Raw genomic sequence first — 20611 nt, forward strand, 5'->3', positions numbered from 1 at the left:
GTCACGACGAAACCTCAGCCGGCCCGCTCGACCCCGCGAAGGTCCAGGTCGCACCGGTTCGTCCCGGTCTCGGACAGCCGCACCGGAATCCCCCAGTCCTGCTGGAACAGGTGGCACGCGGCGTGCTCGGGGACGTCGCCGGTCACGGGGTCGCCGTCGCAGGAGGCCGCCTGCACGCTGACGTGCAGCACCCCCTCGGCCCCCGGCTGCCCGCTGAGCCGGATCGTGCGGGTCAGGCCGGTGGCGGCGCCCCCGCCCCCGGCGAGCAGCTCGGGCGGGCTGGCCGAGACCGTCAGGCGCGTGGGGTCGCCCCAGCGGTCGTCCAGCTTCTGCCCCGACGGGGGGACGAAGGCGACGGCCAGCTCGACCGGGCCCGGGCGCAGCAGCGTCGTCGGGCGTCGGGTGCGCCGCTCGCCGGTGTCGAAGTGCGCCGCGCTGCGGGGCAGCCGCACGCGGACCACCTCGTGGGCGGCGGAGGCCACCACCAGCAGCAGGCTGCTGTCGTCCGGGTCGAGCCGGACGTCCGACGGCTCGGCCAGGTCGGTGGCCAGCGTCGTGACCTCGTCGCTGGCCGGGTCGTAGCGACGGACCGCGCCGTTGTAGGTGTCGGCCACCGCCACCGAGCCGTCGCCCAGCACGCCGACGCCGAGCGGGTGCTGCAGCCGGGCGGCCGCGGCCGGGCCGTCGACGTGGCCGAAGTCGAACAGGCCGCTGCCGACCGACGTCCCCACCACGTAGCCGGGCAGCGCGGCCGCGGCCTCGTTGGCCAGCCGGGTGTCGGCGACGTGCGGCGTGCCGCGGTCCGGCGCGGGCGCGGCGCCGTCGCCCTGCTCGCCGTCGGCGCGCTCCAGCCAGCGCAGGGCGCTGGTCTCGGAGTCGGCCAGCCACAGCCGCCGGCCGTCGGCGGAGACCGCCAGCCCGGAGGTCTGCGCGAACCAGGCCTGCTCGGCCGCGCCGTCGCGGATGCCCTCGGCCGACGTGCCGGCCAGCAGCCGGACCACGCCCGCGGCGGGGTCCGGTGCCGGGTCGAACGCCCACAGCTGGTGCAGCCCGGCCATGGCCACCACGACCTGCCCGTCGAACCAGGCCACGTCCCACGGGGTGCTCAGCGGCTCGCCGAGCGCCGGGCCGCCACCGGCCCGCTCGCGCAGCTGCTCCCCCGTGCCGGCCACCGTCCGCAGCGAGCCGTCGGCCAGCCGCAGCCCGCGCAGCACGTGGTTGGCCGTGTCGGCCACCACGACGTCGTAGCCCACCCGGGCCGCAACGTCGGGCGGCAGCAGCGCGAGGCCCTGCGGCTCGGCCAGCCGGGCGACGTCGGGGGCGCCGTCGCGCAGGCCCCGCTCGCCGTCGCCGATGCTGCGCAGCACCGTCTCGCCGTCGGCGTCGAGCTCGACCAGGCGGTGCCGGGCGGAGTCGCTGACCAGCAGCGTCGTCCGGCCGGCGGTGCTCAGCGGCAGCACCTTGCCCGGGAAGCGCAGCGTCGTGCCCTGCGGCGTGGGCGGCACGTACGGCCCGTCGCCCCGGCGCAGCGTGCCCTTGGCCTCGTGCTCGGCGACCAGCTCGTCGACGAGGCTCCGCAGCCCCGGACCGTGGCCCTCGCCCGACATCTGGGCGACGACGTAGCCCTCGGGGTCGACGACGGCCAGCGTCGGCCAGGCGCGGGCGGCGTAGGCCTGCCAGGTCAGCAGCCGCGGGTCGTCGAGGACCGGGTGGTGCACCTCGTAGCGCTCGACCGCGGCGGCCAGCGCGTCCGGGTCGGCCTCGTGCTCGAACTTGGGCGAGTGGACGCCGACGACGACCACGGTGTCGGCGTACTCCTGCTCCAGCGGGCGCAGCTCGTCCAGCACGTGCAGGCAGTTGACGCAGCAGAACGTCCAGAAGTCGAGCACCACGACCCGGCCGCGCAGCGCGGCCAGCGACAGGGGCTCGCCGCCGGTGTTGAGCCAGCCCCGCCCGGCGAGCTCGGGGGCCCGGACCCGGGCGCGGCTGCGGGCGGAGGCGGAGGTGGGGGCGCTCACGGCTGCATTCAACCGTCCCGGGCCGGTGCCTATGCCCGGGGTGCCGGCACCGGTGCCTCTCGGCCGGGCCGGGCGACGGCGACCTGGTCCCGTCCGCCCCGCTTGGCCTCGTACAGCGCCGTGTCGGCCGCGCGGTACAGCCCGGCCAGGTCGACGGCGTGGTCCGGGGCGTGGGCGACGCCCACGCTGACCGTGACGGCGACCCGGCGGCCGTCGTCGAGGCGGACGGGCTCCTGCCGCAGCCGCTGCCCGACGAGCTCGGCGCAGTGGCGCGCGGCCTGGACGGAGGTGCCGGGCAGCAGCACGGCCAGCTCGTCGCCACCGATCCGGCTGACCACCGCGTCGGTCCCGGCCACCTCCGTGAGCACCCGGGCGACGTGCACCAGGACGGTGTCGCCGACGGGGTGACCGAAGTGGTCGTTGACCCCCTTGAACCGGTCCACGTCGAACAGCACGAACGACGTGCCCGCCTCGGCGTCGGCCGCGGTCAGGGCGCACGAGGCCGCGTCGTCCAGGACCCGCCGCGTGACCAGCCCGGTCAGCGGGTCGACCGCCGCCAGGTGGCGCAGCTCGGCCAGCAGGTCGTCGGTGCGGCGGTTGGCCCGGACCAGCAGCGACGTGGTGATGACGGCGACCGCGCTCAGGTAGGCGGTGTCGGTGAGGGCCTCGGCGACGGGAAGCAGCACCAGGGTGGTGACCGCCTCGCCGGCCATGGCGACGGCCGTGATGGTCCAGGCCGCGGCCCGGCGCAGGTGGGCGGCGGCGAACACGACGGGCAGCAGGAAGAACACCTGGGCGGCGGCGGACGCGTCGTCGGTCGCGATGTCCAGCCCGGCCAGCACGACGACCCCGAGCACCAGGGCGATCGCGACCGTGGGACGGGGCAGGCCGGTGCGGTCCAGGACCAGGGCGGCGGCGCCCAGCAGCAGGGCGGCCACCACGACCCACGCCAGCAGCAGCGACACCCCGGGCGGCGGGGTGATCAGCGTGTAGGCGGCCAGCACGGCGGCGACCACCAGCATCATCGCCTGCAGGGACCGCCGGGCGCTCCTCGGGTCCCGGGGGGCGAAGACGTCCACGCCACCGGCCATCGGCAGCGGAGCGCGGCGCCTTGACCGGTTCGCACGTGCGTCCCTCGCCCGGGCGTGCCGCGCGTGCCAGGCTCGCCCGATGGCCGAGCTGCTGCACCTGACCGAGCCCGCCGACTGGGCCGAGGCCCAGCGGGCCGGGTCCTACGACCGCTCCTCGCGCGGGCTGTCCCTGGGCGAGGTGGGGTTCGTGCACTGCGCCTGGGCGCACCAGGTCGAGGCCGTGGCGGCCCGGGTGTACGGCGACCACGAGGGTGAGCTGGTCGTGCTGCGCATCGACCCCGACCGGCTGGGCGTCGAGGTGGTGCAGGAGGCCGCGGAGCCCGGTGGCGAGACGTTCCCCCACGTCTACGCCCCGATCCCGGTCGAGGCGGTCGTCGGGGTGGAGCCGGTGACGCGCGTGGCCGGGGCCTGGCGCCTGGGCTGAGGTCCCGCCCACCGCATCAGCGGGGCCGTGCGGTGCTCCTGGGGTCATGCGGGTCGTCACCTGGAACGTCGAGAACCTGTTCACGCCGTCGACCACGGGTGAGCCCGACCGGCCGTCGCAGGAGGTGTACGCGGCCAAGCTGCGGACGCTGACCGACGTGGTGGCCCGGCTGGACCCGCAGGTGCTGGCCCTGCAGGAGGTCGGCGACGAGCGCGCCCTGGACGACCTGCGGGAGACGCTGGAGTCGGCCACCGCGGGCGGCTGGGTCTCCCGCTGCTCGCGCGAGCCGGACGGGCGCGGCATCCGGGTCGCGTTCCTGACCACGCTGGACGTGCTGGAGACCGACGACGTGACGGCGCTGCCGCCGGGGCTCGCGCCGGTGCAGGTCGACGACGCCGGCCGGACGACCGACCGGATGGGGCGGGGCGCGCTGCGCATCCGGGTGCAGGGCGGGCTCGGCCCGGTGGACGTGGTCACCGCCCACCTCAAGTCCAAGCTGCTCAGCTACCCCGGGGGCCGGTTCGCCCCGCGCGACGAGGTCGAGCGGGCCCGCGCCGGGGCGTTCGCCCTGTTCCGTCGGGCCGCAGAGGCCGCGGCGCTGCGGGTGGCGGTCGACGACGTGCTGCGCGGCCGCGGGCGCGAGCAGGCGGTCGTGGTGTGCGGCGACCTGAACGACACCGTCGAGGCCGCGACCACCCAGCTGCTGCAGGGACCGGGCGGCTCGGAGCTGGGCACGGCCGGGGCCCTGGTCCCCGACCAGGGCGACGCGCACCGGCTGTGGAACGTGGCGCCGCTCATCGACGACCACCGCCGGTTCTCGCGCGTCTACCGCGGTCGGGGCGAGCTGATCGACCACGTGCTGGTGTCGCGGGCGTTGCTGGAGCGGGTCCAGCTGGCCGACAGCGCCGTCGACGCCACCGGCGCCCCGCTGGACAGCGTCACCGAGGACCCGCGACCCCGGGTGCGTACGCCGGGCTCGGACCACGCACCGGTCCTGGTGGACCTGGACTGGTGAGCCCCGGCTCGGGTCCCCGGGTCCGGTCAGGGGATCCGGGGCACGTACCGGCCGCGGGCCTCGGCGCTGCTGACGACCTCCTTGCCCAGCGGGTTGAACGACAGGATCGCCAGCTTGAGCACGGCGATCCCGAACGGGATGCCGATGACGGTCAGCATCAGGCTGACCGCGTACAGCACCTGCGACAGCGCGAGCCACCAGCCGACGAGCAGGAACCACAGCACGTTGCCGAGCGTGCTCATCACCCCGGCGCCGCGCCGGTCCACCACGGTGCGCCCGAACGGCCACAGCGCGTAGCCCGCGAGCCGGAAGCAGGCGATGCCGAACGGGATGGTCACGACCAGGACGCAGGCGACGACGCCGGCCAGGACGTAGCTGAGTGCCGTCGCCAGCCCGGCGAACACGAACCAGAGGACGTTGAGGACCAGGGCGATCACCCGTCGATGGTCCCAGGCCGGACCGACGGCCCGGTCATGGTGAGAGGTCTCTCATTGTTCGTCCGGTGTTCATCGGCCGGCCGTCACCCGGATGCACGGATGTCGACGTGTGCATGTTGCGTCGCCTCGTCCCCTCCCGCGCAGCCACCGGAAGGTCCCGCATGAGCCACGACCACGGCCACCCGCACGAGCACCCGCACGGCCACAGCCACGCGCACAGCCACACGCACGAGGCGGCGCCGGTCGACGACACCACCGCCGTCGCCATCGACACCGCCGTCCCGGACGCCGAGCTGAGCCCCACCCAGCTGTCGCGGCGCAACCTGCTGCGCGCCGCCGGGGTGGTCGGCTCGGTCGCCGCCGTCGGCCTGGGCCACACGGCCCCCGCCGCGGCCGCCGCCACCGGTCCGAGCCAGCCGCGCGGTCGCAACGTGGTCAACCAGTGGGTCGCCGGGGACCACCACATCCACACCCAGCACAGCTCCGACGCGATCTACACCGTCGCCGACCAGGCCCAGTACGCGAAGTCGTACGGCCTGGACTGGCTGGTCATCACCGACCACGGCGGCGCCACGCACGCCCGGATCGGCGTCGACATCGTCAACCCCGACATCCGCGCCGCCCGCGAGGCGCTGCCCGGCACCCTGATCTTCCAGGGGCTGGAGTGGAACATCCCGTCCGCCGAGCACGGCACGGTGTTCGTCGCCCCCGGCGACAACGAGGTCGCGGTCCTCAAGCAGTTCGAGACCGACTACGACGGCTCGGTCAACGGCACCAGCTCCTCCAGCCCCGCCAACGAGGCGCAGGCGATCGCCGGCGTGCAGTGGCTCGGCAAGCAGGTCGACGACAAGCGGATCGAGTCGGCGCTGTTCCTGGCCAACCACCCCGCCCGGCAGGGCATCGACAGCCCGCACGAGATCCGGGCCTGGCGTGACGCCGACCCGCGCGTCGCCGTGGGCTTCGAGGGCGCGCCCGGCCACCAGGCGGCGGGCCTGCCGAACGGGGCGGCGTCGGGCCGTGGTTTCTACACCAACGCCGGGACCAACCCGAACCGGTTCGTGCCCTACCCGCCGGAGTCGTTCCGCACCTGGGGCGGCTTCGACTGGATGACCGCGACCGTCGGCGGGCTGTGGGACTCGCTGCTGGCCGAGGGCAAGCCGTGGTGGATCAGCGCCAACTCCGACAGCCACTTCAACTACCTGGCCACGGCCGCGCGCGGGCCGGGCAGCAACTTCAACGCCGAGGGCCGCTACCGCGACCCGGTGTACTCCGGCGCCCCGGACGAGACCGCCGGCGACTTCTGGCCCGGCCAGTACAGCCGCACCGTGGTCGGGGTGAACCGTCCCGGCTACCTCGAGGTCATGCAGGGCCTGCGCGACGGCCGGGTGTGGGTCGACCACGGCCGCCTGGTCAAGGGCGTCAACATGGTCGTGCGTCGCCCGCGCAACCCGCGCAGCGACTCCCCCCTGGGCTCGACGGTCGCGGTGCCCCGCGGCACGGCGCTCGAGCTGTCGATCACGATCACGCTGCAGGACCTGCCCAACTGGGCCTCGTTCCTGCCCGTCCTCAACCGGGTCGACCTGATCCAGGGCTCGATCGACGTGGCCGGTCCGGCCGACCGCGACACGTTCCTGGCCCCGGACACCCGGGTGGTCCGGTCCTGGGACACCTCGGGCACGAGCGGCACCATCGAGCTGGTCCAGCCGCTCGGCAACGTCACCGAGCCGTTCTACGTCCGCGCCCGCGGCACCGACGGCAACTACTCCCAGCCCGGTTACCTGGGGGCGGCGATCGACCCGCAGGGGCCGAAGCTCGACGTCGTCGGCGACGCGGACCCGTGGGAGGACCTGTGGTTCTACACGAACCCGATCTTCGTCACGCCGCTCTGAGCGACGCCTCGTGATCCTCGGGGTCGACGGCTGGTCCCACGACGGCGAGGACGCCGACCACCTCGCGCACCGGGTGCGCGAGGTGGTCGGGGCGCTGCTCGGCGACGACGTCGGGCAACGCCTGGAGCTGGCCACGCACGAGGTGCGCTCGGGCCACCCCCACACGGCGGTGTCGTGCCGGGTACCGCTGGGGGTGGCGGCGCTGTCGACCCCCGGCCGGGTCGACGGCCTGCTCGACGTGCTGCACGACCTGGTCGCCCCGGCCGCGCGGGTCGGTGCGGTCGGGTCGGCCGGTCCCGACGGCGCGGTCGTCGCCACTGGCCCCGGCCTGGCCGACGGCGCCTGCCGGGGCGACGGGACGGCCGCGCTGGCCGGGGCGTGGGCCGCGGTGGCGGCCGCCGCGACCCGGGTGTCCGGGCGGCTGGTCCGCTACCCCGGCGTCGACGAGCTGCGCGGGGTGCTGAGCGTCAGCGAGCTCCTGGGCCGCTCGGTGGTCGACGAGGTCGTGGTGGTCGGCGGCAGCGGGCACGACGGCACCACGCTGGTCGACACCCGCGACTTCGTCCGGCCGGTGGTGACCGAGGGGCGGGTCCGGCTGCTGGTGCAGCCGGCCGTCGGTGGCGTCATGGTGCCGTTCGAGAAGCAGAACCCGGAGCGCTGCTGCGAGGACCACTGACGGGCGCGTCGGCGTCTGCGCACCGGCCGCGGTGGCCACAGCGGCACACGCAACGCCGTCACATCGCGTCGAGCCGTTGCAGACGACGTCCGATGTGTGGCCCTGCTCTACCGACGACCCGCTGGGAGGCCGCGACGAGGGCCTGCTCGCCCACCCAGCGTCGACGACGGAGCACTTGCTCGTAGGCGAAGCGGCGAGTTACCCACCCCTCGCCCTGGAGGTCGTCGTGGCGGGCGAGGTCGGCGGCGAAGGCGCGCCGGGTGCCGTGCACCCCGTACCCGTCCGCCTCGAAGGCCACGCGCCGGTCGGGGTCACCCAGGTCGACGCAGGCGAACAGCCCACGACCGGTCACGACGAGCTGGGGGACGAAGCCGCGCAGCCCCACCTGCAGGACCACGGCCCGCAGCGCGGACTCGAACGGGTTCGCGGCCCGCTCGTCGGCCTCGCGCACGACCCGCCGGGCCCGGAGGATGCCGGGCGCCCGGGTGCTCGCGGCCACGTGGGCGAGCTCGTCGTGGGTCACGAGCCCGGACCGCAGCGCCGAGTCGGCCACGGCGAGACCGGCGGCGAACGGCAGGGTCCGGGCGCAGTGGAGCACCGTCCGCACCGGTGAGGTCACACCCAGGTGCTGCTCGTCGGCGTCCAGGGCTGTCGCCGCCCACCGCGTGCCCGCCCGGTCCGGGTGCCGCCGGCCGCGCGGCACCGCCAGGTGCAGCCCGACGGGCAGGTGCAGCACACCCCAGCCGAGGTGGATCGCGGCCGACAGGTGGGACAGGCACGCCCCGTGCCCGAGCGCGGTCGCCAGGTCCGTCGGCAGCCCCGGCAGCGCGTAGCGGTTGCGACCCAGCCGGACCACCTGGCCGTGGGCGAGGGCACGGCGCAGGGCCGGCCGCCCGCAGGCCGCGGTGATGCGCCGGTAGGGCGCGACACCGCCGGACGTGGCCAGCAGCTCCGTGGGCAAGAGCACCGCGACAGCCTGGTCCGGGTGGGGCCCTCCCCGCTCCGGTCGTCCACAGGCCCTGGTCCCACGGCCCCTCGCGAGCCACGGCGACACACCGGACGACCCGATGACATGGTCACCGTCCGATCGACCCGTTCCGTGTGTCGCCGTGGCCTACCAGGTCAGTGAGGCCTCGCCGGTGGCGGTGACGGACAGGGCGACGTCGCGGCCGGCGGCGCGCAGGCCGGTGACCTCGGTGGCGCCGAAGGACCAGGGCCGCACCGGGGACGCGGTGACCTGCCCCGCCGGCAGGTCGGCGCGCAGGCCGGTGACCGAGGTCAGCAGCGACACCGCGGCGGCGGCGGACCAGGCCTGGGGGCGGCAGGCCGCCGGGTAGGGCACCGGGCTCGGGTGGGTGCTGCGGGCGTCGCCGGCGAACAGCTCCGGCGGGCGGCCGTCGAAGGCGTGCAGGGTGGCGAGCAGGGCCTCGGCCACCGGTCCCACCTCGGCCCGGCCCTCCGCCGCGAGGCCGGCCAGGCAGATAGCGGTGTCGTGGGGCCATACCGAGCCCACGTGGTAGCCGGTGGGCGAGTAGCCGGCCGCGTCGCGGGACATGGTCCGGACGCCGAAGCCGGACAGCATGTCCGGGGCCGCGATCCGCCGCGCCACGTGGTCGACCTCGTCGGCGTCCAGCAGCCCGGTGCCCAGCAGGTGGCCGACGTTGCTGGTCAGCGACACCACGGGCCGCTTGTCGCCGTCCAGGGCGATGGCCGGGAACGGGCCCTTGGCGTCCTCCACCCAGAACCGGCGGTGGAACTCCGCGCGCAGCCGCCCGGCCCACTCCCGCCACCGGTCGGTGCCGATGCGCCCGTGCGCCTCGAGCAGGTCCGCCCCGGCCAGCGCGGCCGCGTAGGCGTAGCCCTGCACCTCGCACAGCGCCACCGGGGCGCTGGCCAGCGAGCCGTCCACGCGGCGCACGGCGTCGCCGGAGTCCTTCCAGCCCTGGTTGGACAGGCCGTGCCCCGACGTGTCGACGTACTCCAGCAGGTGGTCGCCGTCGGCGTCGCCGTGCTCGACCAGCCAGGTCAGCGCCCTCTCCAGCGTCGGCAGCAGCGGCTCGACCGCGTCGGCGGCCAGGCCCCAGCGCCAGGCGTCGGACAGCGTGAGCACCCACAGCGGGGTGGCGTCGATGGTGCCGTAGTAGACCGGCGGCAGGGACCGGTCGACCCCGTCGTCGGCGTGCGCCTCGCCGAGGGAGAACGACGAGCCGCGGACCTCGTGGAGGATCTTGCCGGGCTCCTGGGCGGTGTCCGGGTCGACTCGGGTGCCCTGCCGGGACGCCAGGACGCGCAGGGTGGAGGCGGCCAGGTCGGTGGTGACGGGCAGCATCATCCGCGCCGCCCACAGGCTGTCGCGTCCGAACAGGGTCAGGAACCAGGGCGCCCCGGCCCCCACGAACTCCTCGTCGGGCGCGTCGGTCGTGGCCAGCCGCAGCAGGCGCAGGTCGTCCAGGGCCCGGGTCACGACCGGGGCCAGCCGCCGGTCGGCGCTGACGACGTCCACCGAGCGCCAGGAGGCGGGCCGGCTCGGGCTGGTGACCACGGCCCCGCTGTCGGCCAGCCCGAGCAGCAGCTCCCGGGAGACGGTCTGCCCCGGGTCGATGTCGACCTGCCACGAGACGACGACGGTGTCGCCGTCGCGGGCCCAGTCGGCGCCGTGGGCCCGCAGCGTGCCCCGGAAGCCGTCCAGGGACCACACCGCCTCGGGGCCGCCGACGTCGGTCGGGGCGACGAGCGGGTGCCGGTGGCCGCCCTTGACCGAGTCCAGCGGGGCCAGGTCCGCGGCCACCCGCACCTGCACGACGCAGCTGACGGGCGCGCTCGCGGTCGAGACCACGGCCACCTGCTCGCGCACCAGGCCCGGCTCCACCTCGCGGCGGCGCTCGACCCGGACGGTGGGGTCGGCCCCGGTGTCACCGAGGGAGCGGGCGACGGCCAGGAACACGTGCGCGTCCCCGCCGTCGGCGTGGGCGGTCAGCGGGGACGGCTCCTCGCCGTCGACCGTGAGCACGCACTCGCTGACGAACCGCCGGTCGGCGTGCAGCACGCCCTGGACCCCGCTGCGGCGTACCTGACCGTCGGCGCCGGACCAGACCTGGGTGGGTGCGGCGAGCACGAGGGCGAGGTCGTGCACCCAGGGCTGACGGGCCGGGGACATGTCTGCGGTCACGTGCTCCACCTTCTCCCACCGGCCGACCCCGTGACATCCGGGCGTCGGCAGGTTATGTTTTGAGCGCTCAAAGTTGAGCGCTCAAACCGTAGTCGGTCCACGCGACCGGCCGCCAGACCCGAGCGAGGAGGCCCGGATGTCGACCACACCCCCGGCCGCACGGACCGGTTCGGCCCTGCCGACGCTGGAGACGGTCGCCGCCCGGGCCGGCGTGTCGCGGCAGACGGTGTCCAACGCGCTGCACCGACCGGACCGGCTCGCCGCGGCGACCCGGGACAAGGTCATGCAGGCCGTCCGCGACACCGGGTACCGCCCGTCGCTGCCGGCGCGACAGCTGGCCACGCGGCGGGCCCAGGCCGTCGCCGTCCGGGCCGACCGCCCGCAGGACGGCATCTCCGGGATGGTGCTCGACATCTTCTTCCACGGCCTGGCCGAGGCCGGCCAGCGCAGCGGCAACCGGGTCGTGCTGTACCCCGAGCAGGCCGACGAGGCCGGCGAGCTCGCCCTGGTGGCGGACCTGGTGGGCAGCGGGGCCGCCGACGCCGTCGTGCTGACCGCCACCAGCGTCGACGACGGCCGGCCCGCCCACCTGATCGACGCGGGCCTGACCTTCTGCGCCTTCGGCCGCCCCTGGGGCACCGAGGAGCCGCCGCACGACTGGGTCGACGTCGACGGCGCCCACGGCACCGGGCTGGCCGTGGCCCACCTGCTGGCCACCGGCCGACGCCGGGTCGGGTTCCTGGGCTGGCCGGACGACGCCGCCACGGGCCGCGACCGCCGCCGCGGCTGGGCCGAGGCCCTGGCCGGCGCCGACCTGGCCGGCTCGCCCGCCGAGACGACCACCGTCAACACCTCCGAGGCCGCGCAGGTGGCCGCCGCCGACCTGCTGGACCGGGAGCCCGACCTGGACGGCCTGGTCTGCGCCAGCGACTCCCTGGCCCTGGGGGCGCACCGGGCCGCCACCGCCGCCGGACGCGACGTGGCGGTGGTCGGCTTCGACGCCACGCCCGTCGCCGCCGCCCTCGGCCTGGCCAGCGTGGCCCAGCCCATCCGGGACGTCGCCCACACCTGCCTGGAGCTGCTGCTGCCGCGCCTGACCGGCGGCTCCCCCGCCGCCCGGGGCGTGCTGCTGGAGCCCAGCCTCGCCCTGCCCGACTGAGCCCCCCGACCGAGCCGTTCGACCGACCGAGCCCGACCGATCCGTGACCCCGCACCTGCACGACCACCACGAAGGAGTGACACGACCATGACGAACCCCCTCACCCGCGCGGCCCGCTCGCGCCGGGCGACCCTGCCGGTCCTGACCCTGGCGTCCCTGGGCCTGCTCGCGGCCTGCGGCGGCGGCAGCTTCGACGACGGCGCCGCAGGCGGCGGCGGCGAGAGCGGCGCCCCCGCCTCGCAGGAGGGCCCCGCGTCGCTGCGGGTGCTGATCGCCTCCAGCGGCGACGCCGAGACGGACACCGTCACCACGGCCGCGGACGCCTGGGCGGAGGAGACCGGTAACGAGGTCGAGGTCGTCGTGGCCACCGACATCACCCAGGAGCTCACGCAGGGCTTCGCCGGCGGCAACCCGCCCGACCTGTTCTACGTCGACGCGAGCGCGTTCCCCGACTACGCCGTCAACGGCAACCTGTACCCGTACGAGCTGGAGGACGACGACGACTTCTACGAGTCGTTGCGGGAGACGTTCACCCTGGACGGCACCCAGTACTGCGCCCCCAAGGACTTCTCCACCCTGGCGCTGCAGATCAACACCGCCTCGTGGGAGGCCGCCGGCCTCACCGACGACGACATCCCCACCACGTGGGAGGAGCTGCAGACCGTCGCGGACACCCTGACCACGCCGGAGCAGGCCGGTCTCGTGATCGGTGGCGGCCGCGACCGGGCCGGGGCGTTCCTGGTGCAGAACGGCGGCTTCTGGGTCGATGGCGCCGAGGGCACGGTCACCGCGACGCAGGAGGGCAACGTCGAGGCCCTGACCTACGTCCAGGAGCTGCTGGCCAGCGGGTCCGCGGTCCTGCCCCCGACCGTCGACTCCGGCTGGGGCGGCGAGGCGTTCGGCACCGAGCGCGCCGCCATGACCATGGAGGGCAACTGGATCCGGGGCGCGATGAGCAACGACTACCCCGACGTCGAGTACACCGTGGCCGAGCTGCCCGCCGGCCCCGCCGGGCCCGGCACGCTGCTGTTCACCCAGTGCTGGGGCATCGCCGCGGACTCGCCGAACCAGGCCGCCGCGGTCGACCTCGTCGGCGCCCTGACCAGCGTCGACAACCAGCTCGCCAGCGCCGAGGCGTTCGGCGTCATGCCGAGCCGCCAGTCGGCCGAGGCGGACTACGTCGCCGCGTTCCCCGACGACGCGCCGTTCATCGCCGGCGGCGAGTACGGCCAGGGGCCGGTGACCCTGCCGGGCCTGCAGCCGGCGCTGGCCGACCTGGACTCCCAGCTGGAGCAGCTGGCCACGGCCGACCCGGCCGGGATCCTCGAGTCGTTCCAGACGAACGCCGAGGCCGCACTCCAGCAGTGAGCCCAGGTCCGGCCGGGCGGGGGTCCACCCGCCCGGCCGGGCCGCCACATCGGTCGAAGGAGACACGATGAGCACCGTCCGGACCTCCGCCGGGACGCCGGCGACGACCACCGACCCCCCGACTCCCCCTGCGGGCCGCACGGGGACCGGGCGCTTCGGCGAGCGCAACGCCGTCGGCTGGCTGTTCGTCAGCCCCACCCTGCTGGTGCTCGGGCTGTTCCTGTTCGTGCCCATCGTGATGGCGCTGTGGGTCAGCTTCAGCGACTGGAACGGGCGGGGGTCGCCGTTCGCGGGGACGGTCGGGTTCGTCGGGCTGGAGAACTACGCCCGGCTGCTCACCGACGAGGGCCTGACCCGCTCGGACTTCATGACGTCGCTGCGCAACAACTTCTACTACGTGCTGCTCGTCGTGCCGTTCCAGACCGTGTTCGCACTGTTCCTGGCCGTGGTGCTCAACAACCAGCTGCTCAAGGCCAAGGGCTTCTTCCGGACGGCGTTCTACTTCCCGTCGGTGACCAGCTCGGTGGCGATCAGCCTGGTGTTCCTGTTCCTGTTCAGCGGCACGGGCGTGGTCAACACCGCCCTGGGCCTGATCGGCATCGACGGCCCCGTCTGGTTCAACGACAGCCGCGGCCTGCTGCACCTGCTCGGCGACGGCGTGGGGCTGTGGGACGCCGGGTCGCCCCCGGCCGGGCTGGCCGACACCTCGATCCTGGGGCTGTCGGCCTGGCAGTGGCTGGCCGGGCCGAGCGTCGCCCTGTCGGTGATCATCATCCTGGTCGTCTGGACCACCACCGGGACGTTCATGCTGCTGTTCCTGGCCGCGCTGCAGGACGTCCCGGTCGAGGTCGAGGAGGCCGCCCGCGTCGACGGCGCCAACCGCTGGCAGACCTTCCGGGCGGTGACCGTGCCCCACCTGCGACCCACCCTGCTGCTGGTCATCACGCTGGGGATCATCGGCACCTGGCAGGTGTTCGACCAGGTCTACGTGATGACGCAGGGCGGGCCGGGCAAGACGACGCTGACCCCGGCCTACCTGTCGTACTCCTACGCCTTCGAGTCCCAGCAGTGGGGCGTGGCCGCGGCCATGGCGTTCATCCTCTTCCTGATCATCTTCGTCCTGACGTCGCTGCAGCGGTACGTGCTGCGCGACAAGGACGCCGCCAAGGACCGCCGGGCGCAGCGACGGGCCCGGCGACGCCGGCCGGACCTCGAGGCCCGCCGCGCCCACGCGACGGCCGTCCTCGGCAACCAGCAGTCCGGAACCGGAGGGTCCCAGTGAGCACCTCGACCACCACCCGCAGCCCCCGCCCGGCCGGCCCCGACACCGGCGACCGGCCCCGCCGCCGGGGCCCGAGCAACCGCGCGCTGCTCGTCGCGTTCCTGGCCTACGTGGTGCTCGTGGTCGGCGCGTTCGTCTACCTGTACCCGTTCGTCATCCAGGTCGCGACGTCGTTCAAGACCGCCCCGGACGCCACCGGCAACCCGCTGTCGCTCGTCGCCGACCCGTTCACGGTCGCGGCGTTCGAGCGGCTGCTCGACACCCGGTTCCCGCTGTGGTTCGCCAACTCGGTCGTGGTGACCCTGTTCGTGACCGCGGGGCGGGTGTTCTTCAACTCCCTCGCCGGCTACGCCCTGGCCCGCATCAAGTTCCGCGGCCGCGAGGCCGTCTTCAGCGCCGTGCTCGCGGTGCTCGCCGTCCCCGGGATCATCCTGCTGATCCCCAAGTTCCTGGTGCTGAACACCATCGGGATCTACGACACCTACCCGGCGCTGGTCCTGCCGCTGCTGGTGGACGCGGCGGGGGTGTTCATCATGAAGCAGTTCTTCGAGTCGATCCCGGTGTCGGTCGAGGAGGCCGCCCGCATCGACGGCGCGGGCACGTTCCGGATCTTCTGGTCCGTGGTGCTGCCCATGGCCCGCCCGGCCCTGATCACCCTGACGATCCTGTCGTTCCAGGGCTCGTGGAACGAGCTGCCGCACTTCATCGTGGCCAGCCAGGACCCCGACCTGGCCACCTTGACCAAGGGCGTGGCCTCGCTGACCAGCGGCCAGCTGGGCTCCGGCAACCAGTACCCCATCACCATGGCCGCGGCCCTGCTCATGACCATCCCGGTCGCGCTGGTGTTCTTCTGGCTGCAGCGGTACTTCATGCAGGGCGCGACCGCCGGGGCGGAGAAGGGCTGAGCCGGCGCTCAGCCGAGCAGCGCCCCCAGGAGCAGGGCGAGGCCCGCGGCGCCGGACAGCAGCAGGACGGCGCCGCGGAGCACGCCGGGCTCGACGCGGCGGCGCAGCGGGCCGGCCAGCAGGTAGCCCAGGACCACCGGCGGGACCAGGACCAGGCCGACCAGCATCTTCCGCACCGTCAGCTCGTCCACCACCGCGAGCGAGGCCAGGCTGAGCAGCGCGCCCACGGCGAAGAACACGGCCAGGGTCGACCGGATGGCCGGGCCGCCGCTGTTGCGGAACGTGATGGCCATCGGGGGCCCGCCGATCCCCGACGTGGTGCCCCCGAGCCCGCTGAGGGCGCCGGCGACGACGAGCGAGGTCCGCCGAGGGCGGCTGTCCTGCCGGCGGGGGCGACGGTCGGCGACCACGGCGGCGGCGACCGCCAAGCAGACCGTGGCCGCCACCAGCAGCTGCAGGCCGCGAACCGGCAGCAGGGCGACCGCCACCGCCCCGCCGGCCCCGCCGGGCACGCGGCCCACCAGCGCCCATCCGATGCCGCGCAGGTCCACGTGGGAGCGCTCGCGGACGGCGCTGACGAGCACCAGGGGCAGCACCGCCACCAGGATCCCCGCCGGGACGAGCTCCGGGGCCAGCCAGGCCAGGACGGGCACCGACAGCAGGGCCAGGCCGAAGCCGAGCACGCCCTGGACCAGCGCTCCGAGGCCGACCGCCAGGGCGCAGGCGACGACCACGAGCGGGTCGCCACCGAACACCCCCCACACGTCCACGGGCGACGACGGTAGGCCCTGCCGGGTGAGGGGCTGGCGCCCCGTCCGGGAATACGCCAAGGTAGTTGAGAGTTGAAGCGCCCGATCAGATCGACCACCCGCTGACCCGTCCAGGAGGACACATGAGCGACACCGGTTTCGACAAGGCCCCCTCCGAGGCCATCACCGACCTGTCCGGCACCTACGCCGTCGACGCCTCGCACACCCGGCTCGGCTTCCAGGCCCGCCACGCCATGGTGACCAACGTCCGCGGCAGCTTCGGCGAGTTCGAGGGCACGGTCGTCATCGACGCCGCCGAGCCCACCAACTCCAAGGTCGACCTGACCATCCAGGTCGCGTCCGTGTCGACCGGCTCCGCCGACCGGGACGGCCACCTGCGCTCCGGCGACTTCTTCGACGTCGAGAACTACCCGACGTGGACCTTCACGTCCACCTCCGTCGAGGACGTCGACCAGGCCGCGGGCACCTTCGTGCTCGTCGGCGACCTGACCATCCGCACCATCACCAAGCCGGTGCGCATCGACGTGACCTTCGACGGCTCCGCCAAGGACCCGTTCGGCAACCTCCGCGCCGGCTTCGAGGGCAAGGCCGTCGTCAACCGCAAGGACTGGGACCTGACCTGGAACGCGGCGCTGGAGACCGGCGGCGTCCTGGTCAGCGAGAAGATCAAGCTCGACTTCGACGTGTCCCTCGTCAAGAGCTGACCTCGCACCACCGCCTCGCAGGGCGGGGTCCCGCCGAACCCCGGTCGGGACCCCGCCCTCGGTCGTCCGGGCGGACGTCGGCCCGATCGCATGACACGGGGGCACCGCATGGCCTTGGATGTGACCCGCGCGACCGCCGTCCGGCGCCGCGCCCGTCGGCCCGGGACGACCCGGGCGAACCAGGGGGCCCACTCGTGTCGTTCGGTGAAGCAGTCACATCCGTCTTCCGGCAGTACGTCGGGTTCAGCGGGCGCGCCCGTCGCGCCGAGTACTGGTTCTTCTACCTGTTCTGCGTCCTGGCGTTCGGGGCGCTCTACGCGATCGCCCTGGCCCTGCTGGCCAGCGGCGCCGCCGGCGACCCCGACGCCCCCAACGCGCTCGGCACGCTCATCGGCGCGGTCATCGCCATCGCCGCGTTCGCGGTGTTCCTGCCCTCGCTCGCGGTGGCGGTCCGCCGCCTGCACGACACCGGCCGCAGCGGCTGGTGGTACCTGATCAACCTCGTGCCCTTCGTGGGACCGATCGTCCTGCTGGTCTTCCTGCTGCTGGACTCCGAGCCCGGCGCCAACCGCTTCGGGCCCAACCCCAAGGGCGCACCGGGCCTCGTCGGCGCCTACGGGAACCAGGGCTACGGGAACCAGGGCTACGGGAACCAGGGCTACGGCGGCCAGGGCTACGGCGGCCAGGGTTACGGGCCGGGCCCGTCGGCGCCCGACCAGCGCTTCGGCAACCCGCCGCAGGGCTGAGCGGGCGGCGGCGCGGGGACAGGGCCTCGTGGGTCCCGTCGAGGCGGTCCGCAGCGTCCTGGCCCGCTACGCCGACTTCGAGGGACGTGCCCGGCGCTCGGAGCTGTGGTGGTTCGCGCTGCTCCACGGGCTCGTGGTCTCCCTGCCACTGACTCTCGGTGGCGTGGCGGCGTACTCGGGCCTGGTGCTGCTGGCGGTGGGGAGCGGCGCCGCACCGGTCTGGCTGGGCGCGGCCGCCTACCTGCTGGTCGTCGGGGGTGCGGCCGCGGCGGCCCTGGTCGTGCCGTGGTACGCCGTGGCCGCGCGACGGCTGCACGACACGGACCGCGACGCCGTGTGGCTGCTGGTCGTGCTCGTGCCGTACGCCTCGCTGGTCCTCTACTGGTTCTGGGCCGAGGACGGCCGACCGGGGCCGAACCGGTTCGGGCCGGACCCGAAGGGCCGGGCCCCGGCGTGGCCCGCCGCGCCCTGGCCCGGGGCGCCGTGGCCCGGGGCGCCGTGGCCCGGGGCACCGTGGCCCGGCGCACCGTGGCAGGTTGCACCTCGGGCCGCCGCACCGTGGCCTGGCCCGCCGGGGGACCGCGGACGGCCCGTGACAGGTGGCCCCGGCCGCGGTTTGATGGGTCCCCCCAGCTCCGGGAGGCGGGTGCCATGACGTTCCAGGAGGCCATCGGCCGCTGCCTGCGCCGCTACGCCGAGCTGCACGGTCGCGCCCGCCGATCCGAGTACTGGTGGTTCACGCTCTTCTTCGTCCTCGTCGTCACCGCCGGCGGCCTGCTGGACCAGGCCTTCGGGTTCACCGAGGCCCCGGAGGGCGGTGGACCGGTGGCGGGCCTGCTGACCCTGGCCCTGCTGCTGCCGCTGCTGGGCGTGGGCGCCCGGCGGCTGCACGACACCGGCCGCAGCGCCTGGTGGCTCACGCTGGGACTGGTCCCGGTCGGCGGCGTCGTCGTCCTGCTGCTGTGGGCCGCGCAGCCGTCCCAGCCGGACGCGAACGAGCACGGCCCCGCACCTGTCGACGGTGCGCCGGTCGGTCGCGCGCCCGACCTCACCCGCCCCTGACGGCCCGGCGCTCGGTCGCACCTGACGGCCCGGCGCACGGCGGGGTTGGCGCACGGCCGTGACCGGCGGGTCCGTCCGGTCGGGCGCAGCGTCGCGGCACGGGACAATGGGTCGATGACCTTCACCCAGGCCGTCAGCTCCGTCCTCGGCCAGTACGCCGGCTTCCGGGGCCGGGCCCGGCGGGCGGAGTTTCTGGTGGTGGAACCTGTTCACGCTCCTGGTGGGGGTCGCGGTCGCGGCCACCGAGGTCTCGCTGGGGCTCGGGAGCGAGTCCGGCGGCGGCCCGGTCTCGACCCTGCTCGCGGTGGTCCTGCTGCTGCCCAACGTGAGCGTGAGCGTCCGCCGGCTGCACGACGTGTCCCGCTCGGGCTGGTGGCTGCTGATCGCCCTGGTGCCGCTGGCGGGTCTCGTGGTGCTGCTGGTGTTCTTCCTCAGCCGCTCCACGCCGGGGTGGAACGCCCACGGCCCGGACCCGCGCGTCCCGCTCGACGAGCAGGGACCGCCCCCGACCCACGACCCCGGGCACGAGCGGCTGCCCGACCCGGGCGCGTTCCCCGGAGCGGCCACGACCGGAGCGCCCCCGGCCGGACCGACCCCGACCGAGCCGGTGACCGGGCCCGCGGGGACCACCCCGACCGGTGGGACCGCGGACGTTGCCGAGGGCGCAGCCTGGGTCCCGCCCGGCTGGGACCTGCCCAGCGCGGCCGAGCCCGGGGCGGGACGGCCGCGGCAGGACCCGTCTTCGGCCGACGACGAGACCGGTCGGGAGCGTCCCGGCGGCTGAACATCCCGGCGGCGGCCCGTACGGCGAGCGGTCCGGCCGTCGTCCTCAGATCGCGGCGGGGTCCTCGTCGTGCCGCACGCCCAGGGCGTGCAGGGCCTGCTCCAGGACCGACATGACGGCCAGGGTGTCGTCCAGCGGCATGGTCGCGCTCTCGGTCAGCCCGGCCCGCAGGCAGCGGTGCACCTCGTCGAGCTCGTGGCTGTACCCGGTCCCCGTGGCGGGCAGGACCAGCTCCTCGCTGTGCTCCACCGAGCGCCCGCCGGCGGTCCGGTGCAGCACGATGCGGCCCGGGTGGTGGAAGCGCGGCGGCACCTCCAGCCAGCCCTCGGTGCCGAACACGGCCGCCTGGCCGGGCAGCGGCGACAGCAGCGAGCAGGTGCCGACCCCGTGCCGACCGTCGGCGGTGCGCCACAGCAGCGTCGACTCGGCGTCCACGCCGTTGGGCCCGAGCACGCCGGCGACGTCCAGCCGGTCGGGCACCCCGCCCAGCACCAACTGCAGCCACGAGGTCGGGTAGACGCCCAGGTCCAGCAGCGCACCGCCGCCCTGGGCGGGGTCCCACAGCCGGTCGGCCGGGTCGAAGGGCACCCGCAGGCCCAGGTCGGCCCGCACCGAGCGGACCTCGCCCACCGCACCCTCGCGCAGCAGCTCCTGCAGCCGCACCACGGCCGGCTGGAACCGCGTCCACATCGCCTCCATGACGAACACCCCGCGGGCGCGGGCCGCGTCCACCACCTGCCGGGCCCCGGCGTGGGTGACGGTGAAGGCCTTCTCGACCAGCAGGTGCTTGCCCGCCTCGACGGCCGCCAGCGCGATGCCGTGGTGCTGCCGGTGCGGGGTCGAGACGTAGACGACGTCCACGTCGGGGTCGGCCAGCAGCTCGGCGTAGCTGCCGTAGGCGACGGCGGCGCCGTGCTCGTCGGCGAACGCGCGGGCCCGGTCCAGGCTGCGCGAGGCCACGGCGTGCAGCACGCCGTCGGCGGCGCACTGCTCCCGCAGGTCACGGACCACCCCGGCGGCGATGCGACCGGGGCCCACCACCCCCCACCGCACGGGACGGTCGGTGACGGGGGCGTAGCCGGGGGTCGTCGTCGGTTCGCTCACCGGTCCAG

General features: G+C 75.1%; 19 protein-coding genes and 1 pseudogene. 13 read left to right on the forward strand and 7 right to left on the reverse strand.

Translation table 11 applies throughout. The annotated features are described in order from the left end of the window. Positions 1 to 14: 14 nt before the first annotated feature. On the reverse strand, positions 15 to 2018 hold the full coding sequence (locus tag SJY06_RS01240) for an NHL domain-containing thioredoxin family protein (RefSeq protein WP_380163819.1): 2004 nt from the start codon (positions 2016 to 2018) through the stop codon (positions 15 to 17). 29 nt (positions 2019 to 2047) lie between these two features. After that, positions 2048 to 3097, reverse strand: coding sequence for a GGDEF domain-containing protein (locus SJY06_RS01245; protein ID WP_380163821.1), 1050 nt, complete (start codon positions 3095 to 3097; stop codon positions 2048 to 2050). Between the two features lie 91 nt (positions 3098 to 3188). Between SJY06_RS01245 and SJY06_RS01250 the strand changes: the two genes are divergently transcribed. Both SJY06_RS01250 and SJY06_RS01255 read left to right on the forward strand, forming a co-directional pair. Continuing rightward, positions 3189 to 3533 (forward strand): DUF952 domain-containing protein, encoded by a 345-nt coding sequence (locus tag SJY06_RS01250; RefSeq protein WP_380163823.1) that lies wholly within the window; start codon positions 3189 to 3191, stop codon positions 3531 to 3533. A gap of 46 nt (positions 3534 to 3579) precedes the next feature. Beyond that, positions 3580 to 4548, forward strand: a complete 969-nt coding sequence (locus SJY06_RS01255) for an endonuclease/exonuclease/phosphatase family protein (protein ID WP_380163825.1) — start codon at positions 3580 to 3582, stop codon at positions 4546 to 4548. Between the two features lie 26 nt (positions 4549 to 4574). Here the strand turns inward: SJY06_RS01255 and SJY06_RS01260 are convergent, their stop codons facing one another. Next, positions 4575 to 4985 carry a YccF domain-containing protein gene (locus tag SJY06_RS01260; protein WP_380163827.1) on the reverse strand — a complete coding sequence of 137 codons (411 nt, stop codon included), beginning with the start codon at positions 4983 to 4985 and terminating at the stop codon, positions 4575 to 4577. Positions 4986 to 5146: 161 nt separating this feature from the next. On the opposite strand from SJY06_RS01260, the gene SJY06_RS01265 reads away from it, so the two are divergent. Further along, positions 5147 to 6874, forward strand: coding sequence for a PHP domain-containing protein (locus SJY06_RS01265; RefSeq protein WP_380163829.1), 1728 nt, complete (start codon positions 5147 to 5149; stop codon positions 6872 to 6874). Positions 6875 to 6884: 10 nt separating this feature from the next. Continuing rightward, a complete protein-coding gene (locus SJY06_RS01270) occupies positions 6885 to 7550 on the forward strand; it encodes a hypothetical protein (RefSeq protein WP_380163831.1) in 666 nt (221 codons plus the stop codon). Between the two features lie 58 nt (positions 7551 to 7608). Here SJY06_RS01270 and SJY06_RS01275 read toward each other — a convergent pair whose 3' ends face one another. Together SJY06_RS01275 and SJY06_RS01280 are read right to left on the reverse strand one after the other, a co-directional pair. Next, the gene (locus tag SJY06_RS01275) at positions 7609 to 8517 is read right to left on the reverse strand and encodes a hypothetical protein (RefSeq protein WP_380163833.1); all 909 of its coding nucleotides are present in this window, start codon (positions 8515 to 8517) and stop codon (positions 7609 to 7611) included. A gap of 147 nt (positions 8518 to 8664) precedes the next feature. Then, positions 8665 to 10719, reverse strand: coding sequence for a glycogen debranching N-terminal domain-containing protein (locus tag SJY06_RS01280; protein ID WP_380163835.1), 2055 nt, complete (start codon positions 10717 to 10719; stop codon positions 8665 to 8667). Between the two features lie 136 nt (positions 10720 to 10855). Between SJY06_RS01280 and SJY06_RS01285 the strand changes: the two genes are divergently transcribed. The 4 genes from SJY06_RS01285 (at position 10856) to SJY06_RS01300 (ending at position 15433) form a co-directional block, all read left to right on the forward strand. Further along, on the forward strand, positions 10856 to 11878 hold the full coding sequence (locus SJY06_RS01285) for a LacI family DNA-binding transcriptional regulator (protein WP_380163837.1): 1023 nt from the start codon (positions 10856 to 10858) through the stop codon (positions 11876 to 11878). Positions 11879 to 11965: 87 nt separating this feature from the next. Beyond that, positions 11966 to 13246: an extracellular solute-binding protein gene (locus SJY06_RS01290; RefSeq protein WP_380163839.1), complete on the forward strand. Its 1281-nt coding sequence runs from the start codon at positions 11966 to 11968 to the stop codon at positions 13244 to 13246. 67 nt (positions 13247 to 13313) lie between these two features. Continuing rightward, positions 13314 to 14528 carry a carbohydrate ABC transporter permease gene (locus SJY06_RS01295; protein ID WP_380163841.1) on the forward strand — a complete coding sequence of 405 codons (1215 nt, stop codon included), beginning with the start codon at positions 13314 to 13316 and terminating at the stop codon, positions 14526 to 14528. Continuing rightward, positions 14525 to 15433 (forward strand): carbohydrate ABC transporter permease, encoded by a 909-nt coding sequence (locus SJY06_RS01300; protein WP_380163843.1) that lies wholly within the window; start codon positions 14525 to 14527, stop codon positions 15431 to 15433. Before SJY06_RS01295 ends, SJY06_RS01300 begins: the two co-directional genes overlap by 4 nt. An 8-nt stretch (positions 15434 to 15441) precedes the next feature. Here the strand turns inward: SJY06_RS01300 and SJY06_RS01305 are convergent, their stop codons facing one another. Then, a complete protein-coding gene (locus tag SJY06_RS01305) occupies positions 15442 to 16203 on the reverse strand; it encodes a sulfite exporter TauE/SafE family protein (RefSeq protein WP_380163845.1) in 762 nt (253 codons plus the stop codon). Between the two features lie 122 nt (positions 16204 to 16325). On the opposite strand from SJY06_RS01305, the gene SJY06_RS01310 reads away from it, so the two are divergent. The 5 genes and pseudogenes from SJY06_RS01310 to SJY06_RS01330 all read left to right on the forward strand — a co-directional run. Then, positions 16326 to 16907 carry a YceI family protein gene (locus SJY06_RS01310; protein WP_380163847.1) on the forward strand — a complete coding sequence of 194 codons (582 nt, stop codon included), beginning with the start codon at positions 16326 to 16328 and terminating at the stop codon, positions 16905 to 16907. A gap of 194 nt (positions 16908 to 17101) precedes the next feature. Beyond that, positions 17102 to 17653, forward strand: coding sequence for a DUF805 domain-containing protein (locus SJY06_RS01315; protein WP_380163849.1), 552 nt, complete (start codon positions 17102 to 17104; stop codon positions 17651 to 17653). 28 nt (positions 17654 to 17681) lie between these two features. Further along, positions 17682 to 18308 (forward strand): DUF805 domain-containing protein, encoded by a 627-nt coding sequence (locus SJY06_RS01320; protein ID WP_380163851.1) that lies wholly within the window; start codon positions 17682 to 17684, stop codon positions 18306 to 18308. After that, positions 18305 to 18715, forward strand: a complete 411-nt coding sequence (locus SJY06_RS01325) for a DUF805 domain-containing protein (RefSeq protein WP_380163853.1) — start codon at positions 18305 to 18307, stop codon at positions 18713 to 18715. Before SJY06_RS01320 ends, SJY06_RS01325 begins: the two co-directional genes overlap by 4 nt. A 199-nt stretch (positions 18716 to 18914) precedes the next feature. Next, positions 18915 to 19499, forward strand: a pseudogene (locus SJY06_RS01330) (DUF805 domain-containing protein); the annotation flags it as partial. A gap of 45 nt (positions 19500 to 19544) precedes the next feature. On the opposite strand, the gene SJY06_RS01335 reads toward SJY06_RS01330, so the two are convergent. Further along, positions 19545 to 20603 carry a Gfo/Idh/MocA family protein gene (locus SJY06_RS01335; RefSeq protein ID WP_380163855.1) on the reverse strand — a complete coding sequence of 353 codons (1059 nt, stop codon included), beginning with the start codon at positions 20601 to 20603 and terminating at the stop codon, positions 19545 to 19547. Between the last annotated feature and the right edge of the window lie 8 nt (positions 20604 to 20611).

The sequence above is a fragment of the Jannaschia sp. R86511 genome (genome assembly GCF_042466345.1).
Lineage (GTDB): Bacteria > Actinomycetota > Actinomycetes > Actinomycetales > JBBAYJ01 > Aquipuribacter.